Raw genomic sequence first — 19,708 nt, forward strand, 5'->3', positions numbered from 1 at the left:
TAAAGGCCGCCTGATGTTTTCCTTTTTAAAGGAGGGAGCATGATGGGTGCATCACTACTTGACATGAGAAATATATCCAAGAGCTTTGGTGCTGCAAGGGTCTTGAAGGAAGCTGGACTGCATTTGGCCTCTGGAGAAGTACATGCTTTATTGGGAGCCAATGGTGCGGGTAAAAGTACGCTAATTAAAATTTTGGCGGGTGCTTACAGCCATGATGAAGGCGATATTTATCTTAACGGAAAGCCAGTCACGATCCATTCACCAAAAGAGGCGAAGGATCTGGGCATCCACTGTGTTTACCAGGAGGTGGATACAGCATTGGTGCCGCAGCTGACAGTGGCGGAGAATATTCTGCTTGATTCCTTTGCCGGAGGAAACCGTTTTTTCGTCTCAAAAAAGGAGCTGAAGCGAAAAGCAGAAGAAATTCTTGCTCTCCTGAATGAAGAGCAAATAGCTGTAGACCAATATGTCTCTGAGTTGACCCTTGCTCAAAAGCAAATGGTACTGATCGCCAGAGGCCTGGTCAAAGAGGCGGGCATCATCATTTTGGATGAACCGACTGCCCCGCTGTCGATCGAGGAAACAAAGTATCTTTTTGACATTGTGAGAAAGCTGAAGGCGCAGGGGATGGGCATCATCTTCATTTCCCACCGGCTGCCGGAAGTATTTGAAATAAGTGACCGGATTACCGTCATGAGAGACGGAGAAACCATTCAGACCTTTAAAACAACACAAGCTACCCATCAGGAAATTGTCGAGGCGATGCTTGGCAAAGACATTCAAATCACAGAAAAACAAAAAACGGTACCCGGGAAGAAACTGTTAGAAGTCGATAGGATAAGTGATGGCGGCTTAGTGAAAAATGCCAGTCTTTCGGTTTCAAGAGGAGAGATAGTAGGAGTCGCAGGGCTGGTTGGAGCAGGAAAAACAGAGCTGGCGCGGATCTTGTTCGGCCTTACGAAAACAGAATCAGGTGAAATGACGATGAATGGGGAAATAGGTTCCTTTAAAAGCCCGGCTGATGCGATACGTGCCGGTGTTGTTTTAATCCCGGAAGAAAGAAGGAAAGAGGGATTGTTTATCAATGAGTCGATTGAACATAATCTTTCTTTCCCTCATCTAAAATCGTTTTCCTCTTTTCTTTTCATGAATAAGAAATCGGAGAAAAGCCACGCGGAAAAAATTATTAAGAACCTGGGTGTTAAAACAGGCGGGACAACTGATCCGGTTCTCCATTTAAGCGGAGGAAACCAGCAGAAGGTGGCGATCGGAAAATGGACAGGAGCAGACAGTGACCTCTATATCTTCGATGAACCGACCAAAGGTGTGGACATTGGTGCAAAGAAGGAAATCTTCGACCTTATCCAAAGCCTTGCCGACCAGGGGAAGGGTATTCTCTATCTGACTAGTGAAATTTCAGAAATCCTGACTGTCTCGGACCGAATCTTAGTGATGTATGACGGGATGATTGTAAAAGAATTATCAAGGGAAGAGGCCACACAGGAAAAAATTCTGCTGTATGCGAGCGGGGGAAAGGAGGAAAGTGATGAGCAGCAGAGTGTTTCAGTTTGTATATAAATATGGTGCCATCCTATTGATGGCTCTGATTTTGGTTTATTTCACCATCGTAAATCCGGCATTTTTTTCTTACGGTAATATATCCGATATTCTGCGTTCCATCTCCATTGTCACCCTGCTGGCTCTAGGAGTGACATTTACCCTGATTGTGGATGGATTTGATTTGTCGGTAGGATCCACGATGTCCCTTGCGACGGTCTTAACAGCTTCTTTGATGGTATGGTTTGAGCTCCCGCTTTGGCTAGTCCTGATCGTTCCGATTTTGGCAGGCGCCGCGGTGGGGCTGTTTAACTCCCTTCTTATTGTAAAAATTAAAATACCCGATCTGCTGGCAACCTTAGGGGTCATGTATATCATTTCAGGCCTGCACCGCACATACACTGAGGGATATTCTATCTACAGCCACATGGAATTGACAGCTGGAGGAAAAGCGCCTGGAGAGTTCTATCCAAATTTCCTTTGGATTGGGCAGGGAAGACTATGGGGAATTCCTGTCCCCGTGATCATAATGCTGATATTGGTGGCTGCTGTATACGTGGTATTGAATAAAACCCGGTGGGGAAGAATCCTGTATATGACCGGGGGGAATGCAGAGGCAGCCCGGTTGTCAGGAACCAATGTGAACAAGGTGAAAACCCTTGCTTATGTAGTATCCGGGATCTTTGCATCCTTGGCAGGGATTCTCTTTGCGTCCAGGGTTGGATCTGGACAAATAGATTCCGGGGCTTCCTTGCTGATGGAGGCTGTAGCCGCTGTCTTCGTCGGATTCTCTGTTCTTGGAGCAGGAAAACCCAATGCGTTGGGCACGTTTTTTGGAGCAGCTTTAATAGGAGTGCTCCTCAACGGGCTGACGATGCTGAATTTACCATATTACGCATTTGAAATTGTAAAAGGCACAGTCCTCGTCCTTGCACTCACGGTCACCTATTTCCGACTCAGTGCTAAAAAATCAGCGCATTCAAAAATACAAGTGAAGAGTGCCAGTTAGATAAATAGGTGCCTGACCCCACACTAGTTAATGCTTTAAAGCATGTGGGGTCAGGCACTTTCTTTAGGTAAATCTTAATAGAAGAATAGGCTTTAATGTACGAAAGGAGCAGTTTAGTGGCCACCCATTGATTTGCTGTCTTTTGTGCATTCACTGGCCAGATATTCCTCAAGTAGTGGCACAAACCCCTGCACAATTATTTGTTTCTTTTCTTAATATTCAAAGATAGTGCCTCAACCCTTACAATGCCTGCCCCCAATTTCTCGAGTTCCTGGACCTTCCCGGTCGGTAGCAGAGTGGCCGGCGACAGCCCGTGTCGAGTACAAAAAGTCAAAAGTGAGATTTTCAACTTAACAAATAGTTGATACAATGGGATAAAAAGGTAGTTTTAAAAAGGATTTCTTATCAGAGATTGGTGAACGGAGCGGTGTTAGGGGGGATTTATAAATGTTAATTCATTATACAAAAGACGTTGATTCTGCAACGAGCATACTAGAAAGTGGGCAATTATGGCTAAAAAGTTTAGGGAAAACTAGCGACAATGAAGAAGTTCTTCATTATATGAGGGAGTTTAACAGATATCATTATTTGGGTGAACTTAACCTAATTCTTGATAGATTCCTTCAACACAAAAATAAAGAAGAACTTTCTATAGAGGCGGTTGTGTCCACAATAGCTCAAAATAAAGCTCAATGGTTAGAAGGAATATCATATGGAGCGGCTTTGGCTGATATCCTTAGAGATCATACTTATTTAATATGTTTTACGGAGAATGAAGAAAGTGAATTCCATAATGAAGAATATGGTGACATTTCATTTGAGTTTAGTGACGATCCTTTAGTGAAAACTAATGTACGATCCTCTATATTTTTACAAGAAAAAGTAGAATACTTTAACTCCCACGAATTAGAGGAGCTTCAAAGTAGTTACCAAGAATCTCTCTTATCTGATGAAGAGATAGAACAACTAAACAATAGAATTGAGCAAAATTTAGATGAGCTGGATATAGACGTACATGAGTTTCTAAGAACATGGAAAGTAGCCGCTAGTTACCAACTCTACAAGTTTAATAGAACGTTATTACCTAAAGTCAGAGAGTGGAACAAAAGGTTTAATTTCACGAAATCTAATCGTTTTGAGGTAACGCAGGCAATAAGTTTTTTAAACAAACTAATGGTAGAACAAAGAGCAGAGCGCAAGATAATCTACTTAAAAAAAGACGATCATTTCAAAAGAAAAATAATAAGAGATTCTGGAAATTATGAATTAAATGGACAGACTAAGCAAAATTTGATGGGATGTTTTTTAAAAGACAACAAATTTATTAAGGATTCAGAAACCAGAATAGTAGCAATACCAAAAAACAGGGATGCTTTGGTTGATTCTGATTGGCTAAAGTTGCCTTTTGCCCCGTCAAAATTGACAAGAATCAAAGTTTCTCCTCATAATCCGAATAGAGATGAAATTATCAGGAGACTTCAAGGGGTAATCAGTTCAAATGGCTATACAAGTTGTAGTGTAGAATAGTATTTCCTACCAATTATAGAGGCCTGTAAACGATAAACTAGAAATAACAGTTTTTCAGAAATAAAGATAAACACTAAATGAGCGTAACTACGTTTGTTTTTTTGACCTCTAATCTGTTGTTTAATGCAAAATAAAAGTGCATAACTTTGCAAAGAAAAATAGGTGCCTGAACCCACATTAGCTAATGCTTTAAAGTGGTCAGGCACCTTCTTTAGAAAATGGAGGCAACTATATGGCTACCCCTATAACTATTTATAGAAACAATGAGAATATATTAGAAGCAACAGATATTCAAAAAGCAGCAGAATTTCTTTCGAAACATCTACAACAAAATAAAAATGCCAGCTTTAATGCAATTGAGCGAGGTTATGTTTATGACATTCCTTATTACCATAAAGAAGAAGAATACAGATTTGTTGCACCTGAACGAATTGCCTTTAAACGTCGTAAGCAACTTGAAGAGAGAGAGCATGTCAATGCTCGTCGTTATTGGTTAGTTCCATCTAATCCAAACGAATATGACTTGGCAGGAGCTTTTAGTTATTATGACAAAATCCATTGGAGACGATCAGCTAATTATGAAAATGGCGACATTGTATTTATATACCTTTCTAATAATGTGCAAAAAGTATGCTATAAAGTAGAGGTCATTAAAGGACTAGTACCACCTCATGAAGTTGAAATCAATAAAACTTTCTGGAAAGATGAAGAAAAGTTTAAACAATCAAAAACTTGGACTTGGTCATGTTTTCGCTTAATCGACCAAGTCGATACTAATGAACTATTGTTAGCTCACTTACGTGAAAATGGTGTGAAAGGAAATATACAAGGCCCACAGAAAGTTACCGGAGAGCTACGAGATTATATCTTGTCATTCTTTAAACATGATTTAACAAAAGATTATTATCCCGATGAAGTCCCTGAATCATTGGGAGAAGGGAAACGTAAATCAGTAACAGTTAATGTATTTGAGCGTAACCCTATCGCTCGGAAGCTGTGTATTGAACATTATGGGTTACAATGCCAAGTTTGTAATTTGAATTTTGAAGTTATATATGGAGGAGTAGGAAAAGACTTTATTCATGTCCATCACATAGTTCCACTTCATGAAATACAACAGGATTATGAAGTAAATCCAATTCTTGACTTAATCCCCGTTTGTCCGAACTGCCATGCAATGCTTCATCGGAAGGAAAATGGTATGTATTTATCAGTAGAGCAGTTAAAAAAACGTATTTTAAAAAGGTACTAGCGTTCTTTTTTTGGAATGATAAAATATTTATTTTCGAAATAGGTGCCTGATTCCACATTAGTTGATGCACAAAAGAGTTTGAGAGTTTAGGCACCTTCTTTTTGCTCGCGGTAAAAGAGGTGAAGACCACGGCATTGACGTCATTCAAAAACCTATCCCGGACACCAAGAAAAACGAAACATCAAACACGCTAAATAAGAAACAGGCAAAGCTGAAGTCCTGCTGTCAAAATGGAAAACATAAGTTGTTAGGAAGGACTCATCGTGGTTAATCGGCCAAGGTATAGGCTGGATCAGGCGTAGCTGAAACCAACTTTGATAGTGAAGCCTAAGAAAGTTGTTTATGTGTCCTGCAACCCGTTGACATTGGCGAAGAATGGTGCTGGGTCTGAAGTATATATAAAGTGGAGTCTATGAAGCCGGAGGATATGTTTCCGCAGAAGCACATGCTGAAGGGGTTCCAAATTAATATGAATATAAATAAAGGCCCATCAAACATTAGTTTGGATGGGCTTTTATCAAAAAAAGATTTCATGCAAAAATGTTAGCCTTTATAAAAAAGAGGTACCTAAGTGAACATTCTTAATTCACTAGGCACCCCAAAAAATCAAAACACCTTCGTAGTCCAATCCTCACAATTCCAAATATCGGTCGCAATTTCACGATAGAAGTCAGGTTCGTGGGATACCATCAATATACTTCCGCGATAGGCTTTCAAAGCACGCTTTAGTTCTTCTTTTGCGTCGACATCCAGGTGGTTGGTAGGCTCATCCAGGATGAGTAAATTCGTTTCTGTGTTTAAAATTTTACACAGGCGGACTTTGGCTTTTTCGCCGCCGGATAGGACTTCGACTTTGCTTTCGATATGCTTGGTTGTTAATCCGCATTTTGCAAGAGCAGCGCGGACTTCAGCTTGGTTCATGCTTGGGAATTCGCTCCAAATTTCTTCAATGCAAGTGTTATAATTGGCCTCTTTTACCTCTTGCTCGAAATAACCGAGGTGTTGATATTCACCGCGCTCGACTTTGCCCGAAATCGGATTAACCAGCCCAAGAATACTTTTTAAAAGAGTAGACTTACCAATACCGTTAGCACCCACGAAGGCAATTTTTTGTCCGCGTTCCATTTTTAAATTCAGCGGGCGGGACAGTGGTTCATCGTATCCAATAACCAGATCTTCTGCTGTGAAAATCCAGCGGCTGGCTGCACGGGCTTCTTTGAAATGAAATTCCGGTTTCGGCTTTTCTCTCCCCAACTCAATCACTTCCATTTTGTCGAGCTTCTTCTGGCGGGACATCGCCATATTACGGGTCGCGACATTGGCTTTGTTACGGGCGACAAAGTCCTTTAAGCCAGCAATTTCCTGCTGCTGGCGCTTGTAAGCAGACTCCAGCTGCTGCTTCTTCATTTCATGTATATTTAAGAAGTTATCATAGTCACCAACATAGCGATTCAATTCCTGATTTTCCATATGATAGATCAGGTTAACAACACTGTTCAGGAATGGAATATCATGTGAAATCAGGATAAAGGCATTTTCATATTCCTGTAAATAGCGCTTCAGCCATTCGATATGCTGTTCATCCAAATAGTTCGTAGGCTCATCAAGCAATAGGATTTCAGGCTTTTCCAGCAAAAGCTTAGCCAGCAGAACTTTCGTACGCTGCCCGCCGCTCAGATCATCCACATCCCGATCCAGTCCGACATCGTCTAATCCCAGACCACGCGCAACTTCCTCAACCTTTGAGTTAATCTGATAGAAATCGTTACTATCCAACGTTTCCTGCAGCTCCCCCACTTCAGCAAGCAGTGCCTCGATATCAGCACCTTCATCACCCATTTTTCCATAAAGTTCATTGATCTCTGCTTCAGCATCAAATAGATATTGAAAGGCAGTACTCAAAGCCTCTCTCATCGTCGTCCCTTTTTGAAGTACAGAGTTCTGATCTAAATAACCAACGCGAACTTTTCGTGACCACTCCACTTTGCCCTCATCGGGCTGCAGCTTGCCAGTTACAATATTCATGAAAGTAGACTTACCCTCACCATTTGCCCCCACAAGTCCAACGTGTTCACCTTTTAAAAGACGAAAAGACACATCATTAAAAATCGCACGATCACCAAAGCCGTGACTTAAATCTTTTACATATAATACGCTCATTTTTTTACCCCCATGTAAAATGTCTCCTGTGGATATCTTACTAGATTTTAATTGAATTTTGTAGTTGAAGTTATTGTAAGGCAAATTGCGTCATCCAAATAAGATGGCTGCATCCTATGTTCGATCAAGAGTGAGTGGTTGGTAATAGATGCCTGACCCCCTATTAGCTAATGCTTTAAAGCATCTGGGGTCAGGCACTTTCTTTCAGATCGTCATCAATCAAAGACGAAAAAAGAACAGCTCATCACAGAAATCACCAAAAGGCTGCCGCAGGTCAAATCAATCATGCAAGACATCAGCCGCGCAAAAACATTCCTGATCTTTGGAAAAGTAACGCGCCATATGCACGGGGAAGAAACATCCAAAAGTGTGTGGGGTCAGGCACTTTCTTTATAGACCTATTTGTACAAATCGGTAAGCTCTTTTAGGAAAGCATTGCGATTAAAGAAGAAGAGAACCTCTAAGGGAAAGGGAAGGCAGAAAGTCCCTATACCAAGTGAGAAGAAGCCACCGTCATTGGGTAACGTTGCTTTGAAAAAAGATTGAAAAAAAAGAGAAATAAGATAAGAATAGCCGAAAACTAGGAAATTACTAAAAGGAAAAAAAGGGAACAGGGTCAGTTTTATACCCGTTCTCCTTTTATATTTTAGAACAGAATTGAAATGTAAATTTTTAGATACAGTAAATTTGTTTACTTTCGCGCAAGGCTAGTGGGTCATGCCCTTCTTTTGAACTAGCCCTAGAATGGTCAAATGATGTGAAGGGTGCACTTGATATTCTCTCGTCGATATATTTCTTATTTCGACAAATAGATAAGTCTGGTTATTGGGGTTAGGGTTGCTATGCAACATATCAAGCACATTCAACATGCTTATTTGAATGTGGTGCCTGACCCAACACGCTGGTTGATATTAGGAAAGTATTCAATATAAATAATGCTAACAATCTAGTTAACAATACTAATATGAATTTATTGTAATTAAGTACTCTAAACGTTCCTTAAACTTATGGTTTTCAATACCTGGCTTTAATGTTGCTACACCAATCGAATGATTCTCATCAATATCAAACAAGTCATCTGTATTGATTACTGTAGGACAAAGAGCTAGTACTTCCTCAACCACGTTTACTCTTCTAGTATTCAATTTGTAGATATTGTTTGCGTAAATTTTCAATTGCTCAACAACTTTGCTCTTACGTGAAGTATTGATTAGTTTCTTATTCCAAAAACGAGCTGCTGGACTGTATTTTGAGTCCATTATGATCGTCTTTTTAAACTCATTATCTTTATACACATCAAGTCTAAAATCAGGTTTATTCCGTTCTACTCGTATCCAGTATGGCGATTTTTTCACTGTCGCTTCTTCTGGTGATTTGCCTATCTCTGAATTGAAAGTAAGTTTTAGTGTATATTCCCCTTTTTCAAAATCAATGTATTCACCGTCAGGAATTGAAGGTACAGTAATTCTGTTATCCTTCTCCTCTTTTTTATAAATCCACCCACCAATTGGCTGATAATTTAGCTTAATTAGATAGTCAATAATTTGAATCATACACCAGTATTCGTATAAAACTTCCGTGGATTTCCAGTTGTAGTCGAATAAATCCTCAATCTTATTTTCTAATCGCCCATTAACTAGCAAAGAAATACGATAGAAGTTATTATAACCCGGTGTTTTGATAAATTGAGTTGATAATGTTCCCTTATGTTTAGTTTTCAGTAGTTGAATAAAGGATGTGTTTTGGAAATTTAGAAGCTTAGCATGCAAGTCAATAATAGATTCTTCGAATATTGTAATTTGTTTCAATTGTTTTTCACGGTTGAGAATCTTTGACTCTTGACCAAGATTCTTTTTATATCGATTATAATAGTTCAATTCCTTTAACTCGTCGTGAAAATACTTTTTTATTTTCACAATGTCTTGTTCTGCCTTTTTCAAAAGCCCTATAAAATCGTTTAATACCTTAACAAGATAAGTATTCACTTTATTATCATAATTCTCAATCATATTGTAGGTATAGATTTTTTGATTAGATAGAGAATTCCGCATGAAAAGAGTAGAGCCATGCTTGATTTGATTTAATTTTAAAGATGTACTGTCAATTTTTTTACTTTTTATTAGTGGCATTTCAACATAATTCTTGTCTAAACCTGTATATGGATTTTTTAAGATTATGTTCATAGAGTATTCCAATAAATTTTGATGTTTTAATAATAAATAAGCATAATCTAAATAAGTTGGATCTATATCTTTATATTCGTTCAATACTTCTAATGATTTATTTTTTCTAATCCAATCACGTGCAAGCCCTTTTACCTGGGTTTCGATTTCTTTTACCATTTGATAATGTTCGTTAATATCTAAGTTATTTGGCTTAATTAAAATTTGACTGTAATAAGTCTCTCCATTATAAATCACTTTAATTCTATACACCCCAGGGATCAACGGGCTACCTACGTCATTATCTAAATGACGATGAATCATTATTTCATTTTCCAAGTAAATATATCCTGATTCGCTTTGTTCTAATTCTAAATCATTAGTTAGTTCATCAATATAATCAAAACAATCCATAAATAATTTGGCATTTTCATCTTTGTTCAATGAAGTTGAGGTAAAACGTACAGCTAAGTTATCGTATTCTTTTAGCCCTAAATCTTCGATAAAATTGGGATTTTTATTGATTGTAAATTTTTGAAGTTGTTTCAAATACTTAACACTGTTTTCAGAATCACTGTAGGATACGAATTCTACTTTAAATGGTAAGTTATATGATAAATTATTAGTATGTGTAGCCATATAAGTTCAACTCCCTAACCTTACGTTTAATGGCAACGTAAGAAATGGGATAAGTTGTTTCATCTAGTATGCTTAATATACTGTTTTCTTCTTCTATTAAGATTTCCTTTAATTCATCATATGTTCCGCGAATCTTAGGAATAATTTTCTGTGAAATTTGTAAATCAAAAGCATCCGAACGACCCAATATTTGGTTAACTGGCAAGTTCAACATATATGAATTGATGTGATCTAAAACACGGAAACCAATACCTTTTAAGTTGTCATGTTTAATTAGTACTTCATTTAGTTGGTTTAATATTTCTATTTCACTAGGAAGTAAGTTGATTTCAGTTTTACCTTTTTTCCAATTATTATAATGATATAAATCAACAACTTTCCTATCTGTTTTACTGTCAGCGGGGGAGTGTTCAGAAACATGATTGTACCTATTCACCCAATTATTTATGTGGTTTTCAGGTATATTAAACTCGATAAAATTAGCACGGTCCAAAACCTTATCAGATAAAGTTTGTGTTGTTTCGTCGTTGTTAATTGTACCAACGAATAATACGTTTGGTAATATGCTAATTTCGTGTGGATATTGTTCGCCATTTAAAACGCGGCCAACTAATTTTTTGCTGTATAGTGAGATTTTACGTTCGTTCCCTTCTAACTCCAAAACACTTAAAAATTGTGAAAAATAATACTCTACTTTAGCTAAGTTCATTTCATCAAAGCATATTAAATAAATTTTATCCTGATTGTTTTTCGCTTCAATTAGCACATCTACTAGGCCTGATTCAGAAGGACGGTAAATGTTGTTTATGGTATCAAGAAATCCTATTAAATCTGTATCATCTTTCCAATTCGGTTTAACTGGAATCATTTTAAATTGCTGCATATCCTTATTTACGATTCCCAATGCTTTCGCATATTGGAATACGACTTGTGTTTTACCTGTCCCTGATGGACCACTTAAAATAACTAATCGGCGGGTTTTTAAAGCTGTATGATAGTTAACTAGCTGTTTTTTCTCAAAGATCAACCCTGTCTTATTTAATTGATCAAATAATGTATTTAAGAAATCTTCTTCGGAATATTGTTCTTCTTCAAAGTCACCAATTGGCTCTTCAGTAATTTCCTTTAATTTGACTTTTTTATCTAGACTGACTGGATTCCCTTGTTTTATCAATCCTTCTGTTAAAATTACATCATTGAAGAAATCATAATCCACATAGATAGCATGTGTTTCAATAATTATGTGTTCATTATACGCCTCAAAATCAATCGGTAGTTTTCTTAATGTACCGTCTATTGATACATGCCACCCATCATTCAATTTTTCAAAATCTTGAAATTCACCATATATATAGTCGCCTGAAACGACACAAGAAGCCGTAATACGATCTAGGAAATCATAATTTCCTATTGCTTGTGATGATAGTAATCTTTTTTCAAAAGCATATTGGTTGTATTCATTAAAGATCGGAATTGTCATTAGACTACCAAAGGCCTTTTCTGATATACCTCTAGGTCTATCAATAATTTTAAGGCTGTTTTTTGAGACTTTGATGTTTTTTTCACCATAATTATTTTCATCCAAATATGGTTTGAAAATAAATACCTTATTAAAAGCAAAATTCTTGAATGCCTCTTCTTTAAAAAATTGTTGTTTTTCAGAAATAGATTCCCATTCGGGATCCCTAATTTGATTGTCATAACCCAGTGCAAACCGATTCTTAAAAAATTTTTGATACTCAACTGGAATATCGTCAGTATTTAATATATCTAAAAAAAATTGAAATTGATTAAAGTTAGAATGTCCTTTAACTGGTAAAAAATCCGGATATACTGCTTGTAAGCGTGCTTCTGATACTAAAACGCCTACAAGGTAGATATTTAGTTCCATTTATAGCTCTCCTCTTTAGTATATTATTCCTTTTTATTAAACTATTTTTATTTATTGCCAATTAATTTATAATGACCGTATTGTAAGAAGGTTCTAGACCCATTAATTAAGCTAATAATCTATAGTGTTTTTTACTTTATTTACAAAATCCCTTATTTTTTTAGTATATAATATTTCTTGTTAAACTAACATAAATATCCCAATTCTAACCTACTGATATACCATAATGGCTATTAAAATTGTTTTAAACTTTTTTAAGTTAGATTTATTATTTTTAAATACCTATATTATCAACAAGAATCTCTTGAATTCTCAAGTCTCTCACGTAGTTAACTCAGCTTATAAACTTCTTATTTAGAGTCCCCATGACTTTTAATTATGAAGTTGAGTATCCTGACAGCCTTAGATTGCTTTGGTAGAGTCTCTACCGAATTTAATCAAAAATGGAACTCCTAAATAACTATAGCAAAAATAAAGGTAGTTAGATGATTGAAAATAAAGGTAGTTAGATGATTGAAAATTAGAAATATATTTAAGGACTGAAACCATGATAGTCTACGAAGCAACAAAATCAGAATTCCTAGAAGACGTATTTCACGATGAACTAGTCAACAATATATGCAATAACTACAATTCTAAAATTGGCAAAATCAATGAACGTGAGGTCCGCTCTTGGGATAATTCGATGCAATATATGTACCGGGTCTTAAGTGATAATGAAATTCCCAGTGATGCAGGTGTAGCGATCGAGTTTAAAATTCCGCATACTTCAAGGCGTGTTGATTTTCTTATTTCAGGAAGAGATGCTGACAAGGACTCAATAGTAATTGTTGAATTGAAACAGTGGGCGTCCGTGGAGGTCATCCGGGGGAAAGAAGCGATTGTTAAGACGGCGATGAACCGGGGGCTTGTTGAGACGACTCATCCTTCATATCAGGCCTGGTCTTATGCTTCTTTGATTAGGGATTATAATGAGAATGCCCAGAATGAGGATATGAATTTGTATCCTTGTGCATACTTGCATAATTACTTGAATCCAGGAGCGGATGATCCTTTAACTGATCCGATTTATGGTTACTATATTGAACAGGCTCCTGTTTTTGTGAAGGGACAGGCTCAGCAGCTCCGGAATTTTATTAAACGTTACATTCGATTCGGGGATAATAAAGAGAATCTATATAAAATCGAGAATGGCCGTATCAGACCTTCAAAGTCATTACAGGATTCCCTAAATCTAATGTTAAAGGGCAATGATGAGTTTGTGATGATTGATGACCAGAAGGTGGTTTACGAGGAAGCGGTTCATTTGGCCAAAGAAGCTCTTAGAACGAATACTAAACAGGTGTTGATTGTAAAAGGCGGGCCAGGTACCGGCAAGTCTGTGTTAGCTATCAATCTATTGGTGTATTTGACAGGCCAAAGTATGGTTTGCCAATATGTAACGAAGAATGCTGCACCGCGGAATATTTATGCTAATAAGCTTAAGCAGGACTTCAGGAAAGGCCATATTGATAACTTGTTTAAGGGATCAGGGAGTTATATCAATGCCCCAGAAAATGAGTTTGATGCGCTGATTGTCGATGAAGCACACAGACTGAATTTGAAATCAGGCATGTTCCAAAACCTCGGTGAAAACCAGACTAAGGAAATAATAGCGGCATCAAAGTTCTCTATTTTCTTCATAGATGAACGGCAGCGGGTGACGTTAAAAGACGCTGGCAGCATAAGTGAAATCGAACATTATGCTAAAGAAAATCATGCTCACTTAACCATTATGAATCTGGAATCACAGTTTCGCTGCAATGGTTCAGACGGCTATTTAGCCTGGCTGGATGATGTACTTCAAATACGAGAAACAGCAAACTCTGATTATATTGGAAGCCAGTATGACTTTAAAGTCTTTGGTGACCCGAGTGACTTGAGGCGAGAAATCGAAAGCCGGAACATGAACAATAAGGCTCGTATGGTTGCAGGCTATTGTTGGAATTGGGAAAAGGAAGGTAAAAGCAATCCCAATTACCATGATATTATGCTGGATGAGCACGATTTTAAAATGAGCTGGAATCTGGGGAATTCTGATACTTGGGCGATTGATCCGGAGTCCGTTAATGAGGCAGGGTGCATCCATACATCTCAGGGACTGGAGTTTGAATATGTCGGAGTCATTATCGGGGATGACATGAGATATGAAAATGGCCAGGTCATTACAGATCATACGAAGCGCGCTAAAACAGATTCTTCACTAAGAGGCTTGAAGAAAATGATGAAGGACGATCCTAAGAAAGCCAAAAAGCTGGCGGATGAAATTATCAGGAATACTTATAGAACTCTGATGACCCGCGGGCAAAAGGGCTGCTATGTTTACTGCACGGATCATGCTCTTGCCGATTATTTGAGGGAAAGGTATGAAAAGAGCAATACTGTATATGAAGAAAACAAGTTCTTCAATCCTGAGTTGAGAGTATCAGAAGATAAAGAAGAATATAAGTAAGGAGAACAAATGGATAATCTAATCAAAGAAGTATTAAAGTTTAGAGACGAACGAGGCTGGAAGCATTACCACAAAGAAAAGGACCTGGCGATATCTATTGTTCTTGAAGCGAGTGAACTATTGGAGAATTTCCAATGGAAAACAAGTGAAGAGGCAGCGGCTGACACAAGGCAAAACATCAAGGAAGAGATGGCAGATGTGCTGATTTACTTAGTGCAATTGGCAGATCGGATGGATGTTGATTTGGAGGAAGAGGTTTATAGGAAGCTTGAGAAGAATGGGGTTAAGTATCCTATATAATAATGATATGATGTGATTGTTCTGAAGTTTACCGTTAGTTGTAGGTTCAGGCATTTGCTTTTGCTGAGAGTTTGTAAGCGAGTTTTAAGTTTATAAGGCTAAACTAAGAATGGAAATAGGTGCATGCCGCTACATTTGCTAAAGCTTTAGAGCGTGTGGGGACAGGCACCTTTTTTTGTTCCTTATTTGCCGATTGGCCAAAATGGAGTGAAGAAACAGGTTTATCTTGTCGCATTTATCGACGATGCCACCAGATTTTTGCTTCATGCTGATTCCTATCAGGTGGGCATTTCTGCGTTCATGAAGGCTGCCAAGGCCATAAAAAATGGCAGATTGAAATGCTAAATAGCTTTAGATATGACTATTCCAATGGCTTTTTAGTGGGCATCAATAACTTAACGAAGGTTATGAGACGAAATGCATTTGGCTTTAGAAGCTTTAAGCGTTTCCGAGCCAAAATCTTATTAAAAAAGTTGGGTGTGCATAATGGATAAGGGTGAAGCCTATGGACTTCACATTAACATTTGACGTAGAACCAAATTTTAAGGATTAGTATAGTTACTCGTCTTTGAAGTAGTCGTAATCGATGAAGGTAATATATTAAATAAAACTATAATTTAGAAGCTTTTGATTTGATGAAATATGGGAAACTAGTATAAAATAAAACCACGGGTATTTAGTAGGAATTTCCTTTGCAAAAATCTTTTGCCTTTAATGGCGGTAATGTAGTTGGGATCTGTTCGTCGAACTCCTCCGTATTAAAAAGTCGGCAACACCCGGCAAACGCAATCCGTATAACTATGCGTAATTGTGTACGCAGAGGGCACGTTTTGCTAATTAGGTAAGAGCTGAGCGACTCATTTCCGAAATCACTTCCACAAAATATCGCAGAGGGCAGGCTTAACAGCCTGGAATTTTGGGAGGTGGAGTTATGAATGATACTCGTATGAGTCGTAGGGAGAAAGAACAGAAAAAGCCTACTAGGGCCTTTAAGTATTGGTGTTCATGGAAAAATTTCGTCGGCGCCTATGCAGCTGTTGAATTTGGTCTCCCTGTAATTAAAAAACTGTCATACTGTGTTTATAATTTGACAGATTTTTTAATTAGTATGTTAACAACAATCAGCTCTTATCTTAATTATCTTATAGAGGGTCTAAAATGGAATATCAAAATTGTAAATTATACGGTATTAGCAATAAAAAATATTTATCCGAATTATTACGTATCGATGTCTTTAAATTAAAGGACATAGACCGTCATTTCTCCACTGACTTTTATATTTCCAAAAGTCGGAACAAAGAGAGACATATATATCCACCCAAACCTTATTATAAAAAAATATTAAAGAGGCTTAATAGCTTTTTGTCCAGGATCACACTTCCTGACTTCGTTAACGGTGGAATAAAAAATAAAAGTTATATAATGAATGGATCATATCATATTAATAACAATCATTTTTTGCTATTAGATATTAAAAATTTTTACCCTTCCACTTCCGATTATTTTGTTTATAGATTTTTTAAAAATAGATTAAACATGTCAACAGATATAGCGAAGATTTGTACTCTACTTGTAACTGAACCGCATCCTATGCACGATAATTATAGGCATTTACCTCAAGGCTACCCCACTAGCTCTCTACTAAGCTTTTTAGTTTATAGCGATATGTACATTCATTTATACAATTACGCAATGGTAAATAACATTACTTTTACTTGTTTCGTGGATGATTTGACCTTTTCATCTAATGATTATATTAGTAAGTCTTTTAAAAGAAATATTAGTAAAATTGTTAGACAATTCAATCTTGAAATAAACAGTGGTAAGACTATGCATAGAAAAATTAACAAAGGTATTAATATCACTGGTACATATATAAAAGAGAACAAGCTATTTGCTCCAAATCGCCTACAAAAAGATTTGAGCACTGCTTATTCAAAACTATGTACGGCATACGAAGCTAATCCAAAAGATATTAACCAATTAAAATCACTCTGCAATCAACTACAGGGTTATATAGTTAATGTTGAGTTAATTGAGGAAGCAAGATCGCTGGATTATATGCAAAATATGATTACTAAAGTGAGACGATATATAAAGAATAAAGCATAGTATAGACGCAATGCCCTGCGTTTAGTTCTATGCTTTTTATTGTGGGGGCGATTTTCGTAACATGGATTCTTATTATGAAAATCGGGGGCCAGACCCCAATTTCTGTGCAGGATTAAAGTGCTGGTAGGAGGTCGCCTACGGTATTTCTTTCCTCGGTACAAGGCTAGTGGGCCTGACTCCACATTCGGTGAAGGGTTAAAGCGTTTGTATGAGGTAGATTAGGGTCACAAAAATTCCCCCCTAGCCAATGAATTTACTACCACAATAAATTGCATATCCCTGAGAGGAGGGAACAGAAGCAGTTGGTTTAGCGAATACTAGCTGCTTTTCTCTACGTTTAATTTTTAAGTTTATTTCACAAAAGGAGCTTGTTCAATACTCGTCTCGAGAACAATAGTGAAGAGGCTCCTCCATAAGCGTCCAAGTACAGCTCCCGAAGTGCCTTCCTTAAAGCACTGCTCTCATTGTCATCGTCCACTCCGATCCCTATACAGTCTTTGTAGGGCGAAGAATCTTGGCAAATGGTTGCTGTTACTTTGTAATAAGAAGGGAATTGCAGAAGCTCAACTTCTACCTCATCCCCGTGCTCGTTCTTTATTCTAATAACTCGAGAATTTCGATATTCTGTAATCAATGATTTGTCCACTTTCAAGATTAACTCCTCGATCACTCCACGTTGCCGCATCCGTTATTTCTCTTCCAGGTGAGTATTTTCCTCAGCTATCTTTACTAATTCCCATGTCTTCAATCCAAGTGCTTTGGCGATTGATGCGGTACCAGCGCCGAGGCTGGGATCAATATGGTTTTGTTCCACTTTGCTTATGTACTCGCGTGAATAGCCGGTTAATCCTGCGAGGTCCTCCTGGCTGAGTTTCTGCTCGGTTCTTAGTCGTTTGATTGTGCTCCCGATGTAAAGGATCTGCTCTTTGTCCAAAGGAAATTTCTCCTTTTTACAGTAATTACATAACTGAGCAGGTAGAAACACTATGAACGATAGTTCACATAAAATGTGAAATTTTATAAAGCGGAGGTTTTAGCACAGGAAGGTCTGTCTTAACCGGATATCGAAGGCGTAACCTCACGTTTATGAAGGATTGGGATGCCAGTTTTGAATTAATTTTGGTTATGAGGCATAAGAGTAGAGGTCGGTCTTTTACCAGGATGGAGTTCAGGAAAAGGCAAATAGTTTAAGCTTCATTATTGCCCTTAATAAAAAGGGTGCGTTCTCCTTATTGAAGAAACGCACCAATTAGTGAAGAATATTTATATTTTCTTTCTTTCATTGTGCCTCAAAGTTCCAGGGGTTACTCACCTACCATACCGTCGCCATCACGGTCGTCCATATATGGGTACAACCAATGATCACTCGTTATTGGCATACTAAAACCTGCTGCTTTTGCTTCTTTAATCGTCACCTGTCCATTACCGTTTGTATCAACACTAGAAATATCACCACTTGTGTTTGTACTGGTTGTTTCAGTTGGCTCACTGTCTGTTAACCGAGTGATTCGTTTACTTCATCAGGGTTCACATTATCAAATGTATCAACGATCTCATTACCCATTAAAGTATAGGTATACTGATAACTTGAAGGAATCTGCGTTTCCGTATTCGGATATGTGATGATTGCTTCAAAATTAGCAGCTCCACCTGCCTTACGAATCGCATCTTCCATGTAAGCCTGATCGCCATGCCGGTTGAGCGTACTATCTTGTGGAGTAATATTATAAGCATTTGATACTCCTCCAAGAGAATCAGCAATGATATGTCCTTCATCCAAAACGTCACTTTCAACTCCAGGAACCTTTGCCTCATCAGAATAGTACCTTCCAGAAGATAATACAGCTTCGGTACTGTCATCTTGCAGAATGATTTCGTCAGCAATGACACGAACTAGCTGCCCATATTCATTCGTAAATGCCCAATATTCCCGGTCCCCATAACCAATGTCAACGACGACATTTGATTCACGATCACCAGATACATCACCGCCATCAACTTCAATAAGTTTGTATCCCGAGAACAGTTCATTATTTGATTGGGTGGATGTTTCCTCGGCAGCTGGAACACTTGCTGTTTTCTCTGCTTCTGGTTTAACAGTAGTTGTAGTTCCTTCTTGGGGAACTGTATCTGCATTTGTATTGGATGCATCATCTGGGGTGGTACAACCGGCAATGAAGATGATTGTTAAAAGTGAGATTAAATAGTTTATTTTCTTTTTCATTTGAGTACTCTCCTATAGAAGTTAATTCTTAAAATCTCGGAATGTTAGCATAGATTAATAATTGTTAACCTATTCATATTACCACTAAGTTCCATCCTTTTTTGAGTGGTATATATTTCCGATTATTTTAAAATGAAAGGTACCTGATCCCACATCCATTAAAGCTTTAAAGACTGTGGTTCAGGCACCATTCTTTTTAAGATAACTTCATCAGAAGACAAAAGTTCCACATTAATAAATCAATTTTCTGTATTTCTGAATCTATGTAAAGACCTGGCTAATACAGGCTTGTCGGCAAATCAACAAAGTGAAGTGCCGATATCTAAGCTATTGTTCGAACTGGCAGTTACGAATTTTAAAGTCGGTGGGAGTTTGATCAGCATC

At 37.6% G+C, this 19,708-nt stretch carries 12 protein-coding genes and 2 pseudogenes; 8 read left to right on the forward strand and 6 right to left on the reverse strand.

What is annotated here, in order from left to right; genetic code table 11:
* Positions 1–39: 39 nt before the first annotated feature.
* From CYJ37_RS19740 to CYJ37_RS19755, 4 genes are all read left to right on the forward strand, one after another.
* Positions 40–1,578, forward strand: coding sequence for a sugar ABC transporter ATP-binding protein (locus tag CYJ37_RS19740; protein ID WP_180827388.1), 1,539 nt, complete (start codon positions 40–42; stop codon positions 1,576–1,578).
* Positions 1,547–2,566 (forward strand): ABC transporter permease, encoded by a 1,020-nt coding sequence (locus tag CYJ37_RS19745; protein ID WP_101551264.1) that lies wholly within the window; start codon positions 1,547–1,549, stop codon positions 2,564–2,566. Before CYJ37_RS19740 ends, CYJ37_RS19745 begins: the two co-directional genes overlap by 32 nt.
* A 447-nt stretch (positions 2,567–3,013) precedes the next feature.
* A complete protein-coding gene (locus CYJ37_RS19750) occupies positions 3,014–4,093 on the forward strand; it encodes a hypothetical protein (RefSeq protein WP_101551265.1) in 1,080 nt (359 codons plus the stop codon).
* 232 nt (positions 4,094–4,325) lie between these two features.
* On the forward strand, positions 4,326–5,345 hold the full coding sequence (locus CYJ37_RS19755) for an HNH endonuclease (RefSeq protein WP_101551267.1): 1,020 nt from the start codon (positions 4,326–4,328) through the stop codon (positions 5,343–5,345).
* 606 nt (positions 5,346–5,951) lie between these two features.
* On the opposite strand, the gene CYJ37_RS19760 is transcribed toward CYJ37_RS19755, so the two are convergent.
* From CYJ37_RS19760 to CYJ37_RS19770, 3 genes are all read right to left on the reverse strand, one after another.
* Complete coding sequence (locus CYJ37_RS19760; protein WP_094769308.1) at positions 5,952–7,505, reverse strand: ABC-F family ATP-binding cassette domain-containing protein; 1,554 nt, start codon at positions 7,503–7,505, stop codon at positions 5,952–5,954.
* A 959-nt stretch (positions 7,506–8,464) separates the two neighbouring features.
* Positions 8,465–10,306 carry a nuclease domain-containing protein gene (locus CYJ37_RS19765; protein WP_101551269.1) on the reverse strand — a complete coding sequence of 614 codons (1,842 nt, stop codon included), beginning with the start codon at positions 10,304–10,306 and terminating at the stop codon, positions 8,465–8,467.
* Positions 10,290–12,197, reverse strand: coding sequence for an McrB family protein (locus CYJ37_RS19770; RefSeq protein ID WP_101551271.1), 1,908 nt, complete (start codon positions 12,195–12,197; stop codon positions 10,290–10,292). The genes CYJ37_RS19765 and CYJ37_RS19770 overlap by 17 nt, the downstream gene beginning before the upstream one ends.
* A gap of 547 nt (positions 12,198–12,744) precedes the next feature.
* Between CYJ37_RS19770 and CYJ37_RS19775 the strand changes: the two genes are divergently transcribed.
* From CYJ37_RS19775 to CYJ37_RS19795, 4 genes and pseudogenes are all read left to right on the forward strand, one after another.
* Positions 12,745–14,688: a DUF2075 domain-containing protein gene (locus CYJ37_RS19775; protein WP_101551273.1), complete on the forward strand. Its 1,944-nt coding sequence runs from the start codon at positions 12,745–12,747 to the stop codon at positions 14,686–14,688.
* Between the two features lie 9 nt (positions 14,689–14,697).
* Complete coding sequence (locus tag CYJ37_RS19780) at positions 14,698–14,988, forward strand: nucleotide pyrophosphohydrolase (RefSeq protein ID WP_101551275.1); 291 nt, start codon at positions 14,698–14,700, stop codon at positions 14,986–14,988.
* 320 nt (positions 14,989–15,308) lie between these two features.
* Positions 15,309–15,482, forward strand: a pseudogene (locus CYJ37_RS19790) (transposase); the annotation flags it as partial.
* Between the two features lie 664 nt (positions 15,483–16,146).
* Positions 16,147–17,100, forward strand: coding sequence for a reverse transcriptase family protein (locus tag CYJ37_RS19795; RefSeq protein ID WP_101551281.1), 954 nt, complete (start codon positions 16,147–16,149; stop codon positions 17,098–17,100).
* Between the two features lie 355 nt (positions 17,101–17,455).
* Here the strand turns inward: CYJ37_RS19795 and CYJ37_RS19800 are convergent, their stop codons facing one another.
* From CYJ37_RS19800 to CYJ37_RS19810, 3 genes and pseudogenes are all read right to left on the reverse strand, one after another.
* On the reverse strand, positions 17,456–17,785 hold the full coding sequence (locus CYJ37_RS19800) for a hypothetical protein (RefSeq protein WP_101551283.1): 330 nt from the start codon (positions 17,783–17,785) through the stop codon (positions 17,456–17,458).
* Between the two features lie 3 nt (positions 17,786–17,788).
* Positions 17,789–18,034, reverse strand: coding sequence for a helix-turn-helix domain-containing protein (locus tag CYJ37_RS19805; protein ID WP_180827389.1), 246 nt, complete (start codon positions 18,032–18,034; stop codon positions 17,789–17,791).
* 370 nt (positions 18,035–18,404) lie between these two features.
* Positions 18,405–19,324 (reverse strand): annotated as a pseudogene (locus tag CYJ37_RS19810) (DNA/RNA non-specific endonuclease).
* Positions 19,325–19,708 lie beyond the last annotated feature (384 nt).

The sequence above is a fragment of the Bacillus sp. UMB0728 genome (assembly GCF_002858875.1).
In the GTDB taxonomy this organism is placed as follows: domain Bacteria; phylum Bacillota; class Bacilli; order Bacillales; family Cytobacillaceae; genus Bacillus_AB; species Bacillus_AB infantis.

Bases quoted from the DNA above. Each gene is read 5' to 3' on its own strand.
- CYJ37_RS19740 (WP_180827388.1), top strand. From the start codon at position 40: ATGATGGGTGCATCACTACTTGACATGAGAAATATATCCAAGAGCTTT.
- CYJ37_RS19745 (WP_101551264.1), top strand. From the start codon at position 1,547: ATGAGCAGCAGAGTGTTTCAGTTTGTATATAAATATGGTGCCATCCTA.
- CYJ37_RS19750 (WP_101551265.1), top strand. From the start codon at position 3,014: ATGTTAATTCATTATACAAAAGACGTTGATTCTGCAACGAGCATACTA.
- CYJ37_RS19755 (WP_101551267.1), top strand. From the start codon at position 4,326: ATGGCTACCCCTATAACTATTTATAGAAACAATGAGAATATATTAGAA.
- CYJ37_RS19760 (WP_094769308.1), bottom strand. From the start codon at position 7,505: ATGAGCGTATTATATGTAAAAGATTTAAGTCACGGCTTTGGTGATCGT.
- CYJ37_RS19765 (WP_101551269.1), bottom strand. From the start codon at position 10,306: ATGGCTACACATACTAATAATTTATCATATAACTTACCATTTAAAGTA.
- CYJ37_RS19770 (WP_101551271.1), bottom strand. From the start codon at position 12,197: ATGGAACTAAATATCTACCTTGTAGGCGTTTTAGTATCAGAAGCACGC.
- CYJ37_RS19775 (WP_101551273.1), top strand. From the start codon at position 12,745: ATGATAGTCTACGAAGCAACAAAATCAGAATTCCTAGAAGACGTATTT.
- CYJ37_RS19780 (WP_101551275.1), top strand. From the start codon at position 14,698: ATGGATAATCTAATCAAAGAAGTATTAAAGTTTAGAGACGAACGAGGC.
- CYJ37_RS19795 (WP_101551281.1), top strand. From the start codon at position 16,147: ATGGAATATCAAAATTGTAAATTATACGGTATTAGCAATAAAAAATAT.
- CYJ37_RS19800 (WP_101551283.1), bottom strand. From the start codon at position 17,785: ATGCGGCAACGTGGAGTGATCGAGGAGTTAATCTTGAAAGTGGACAAA.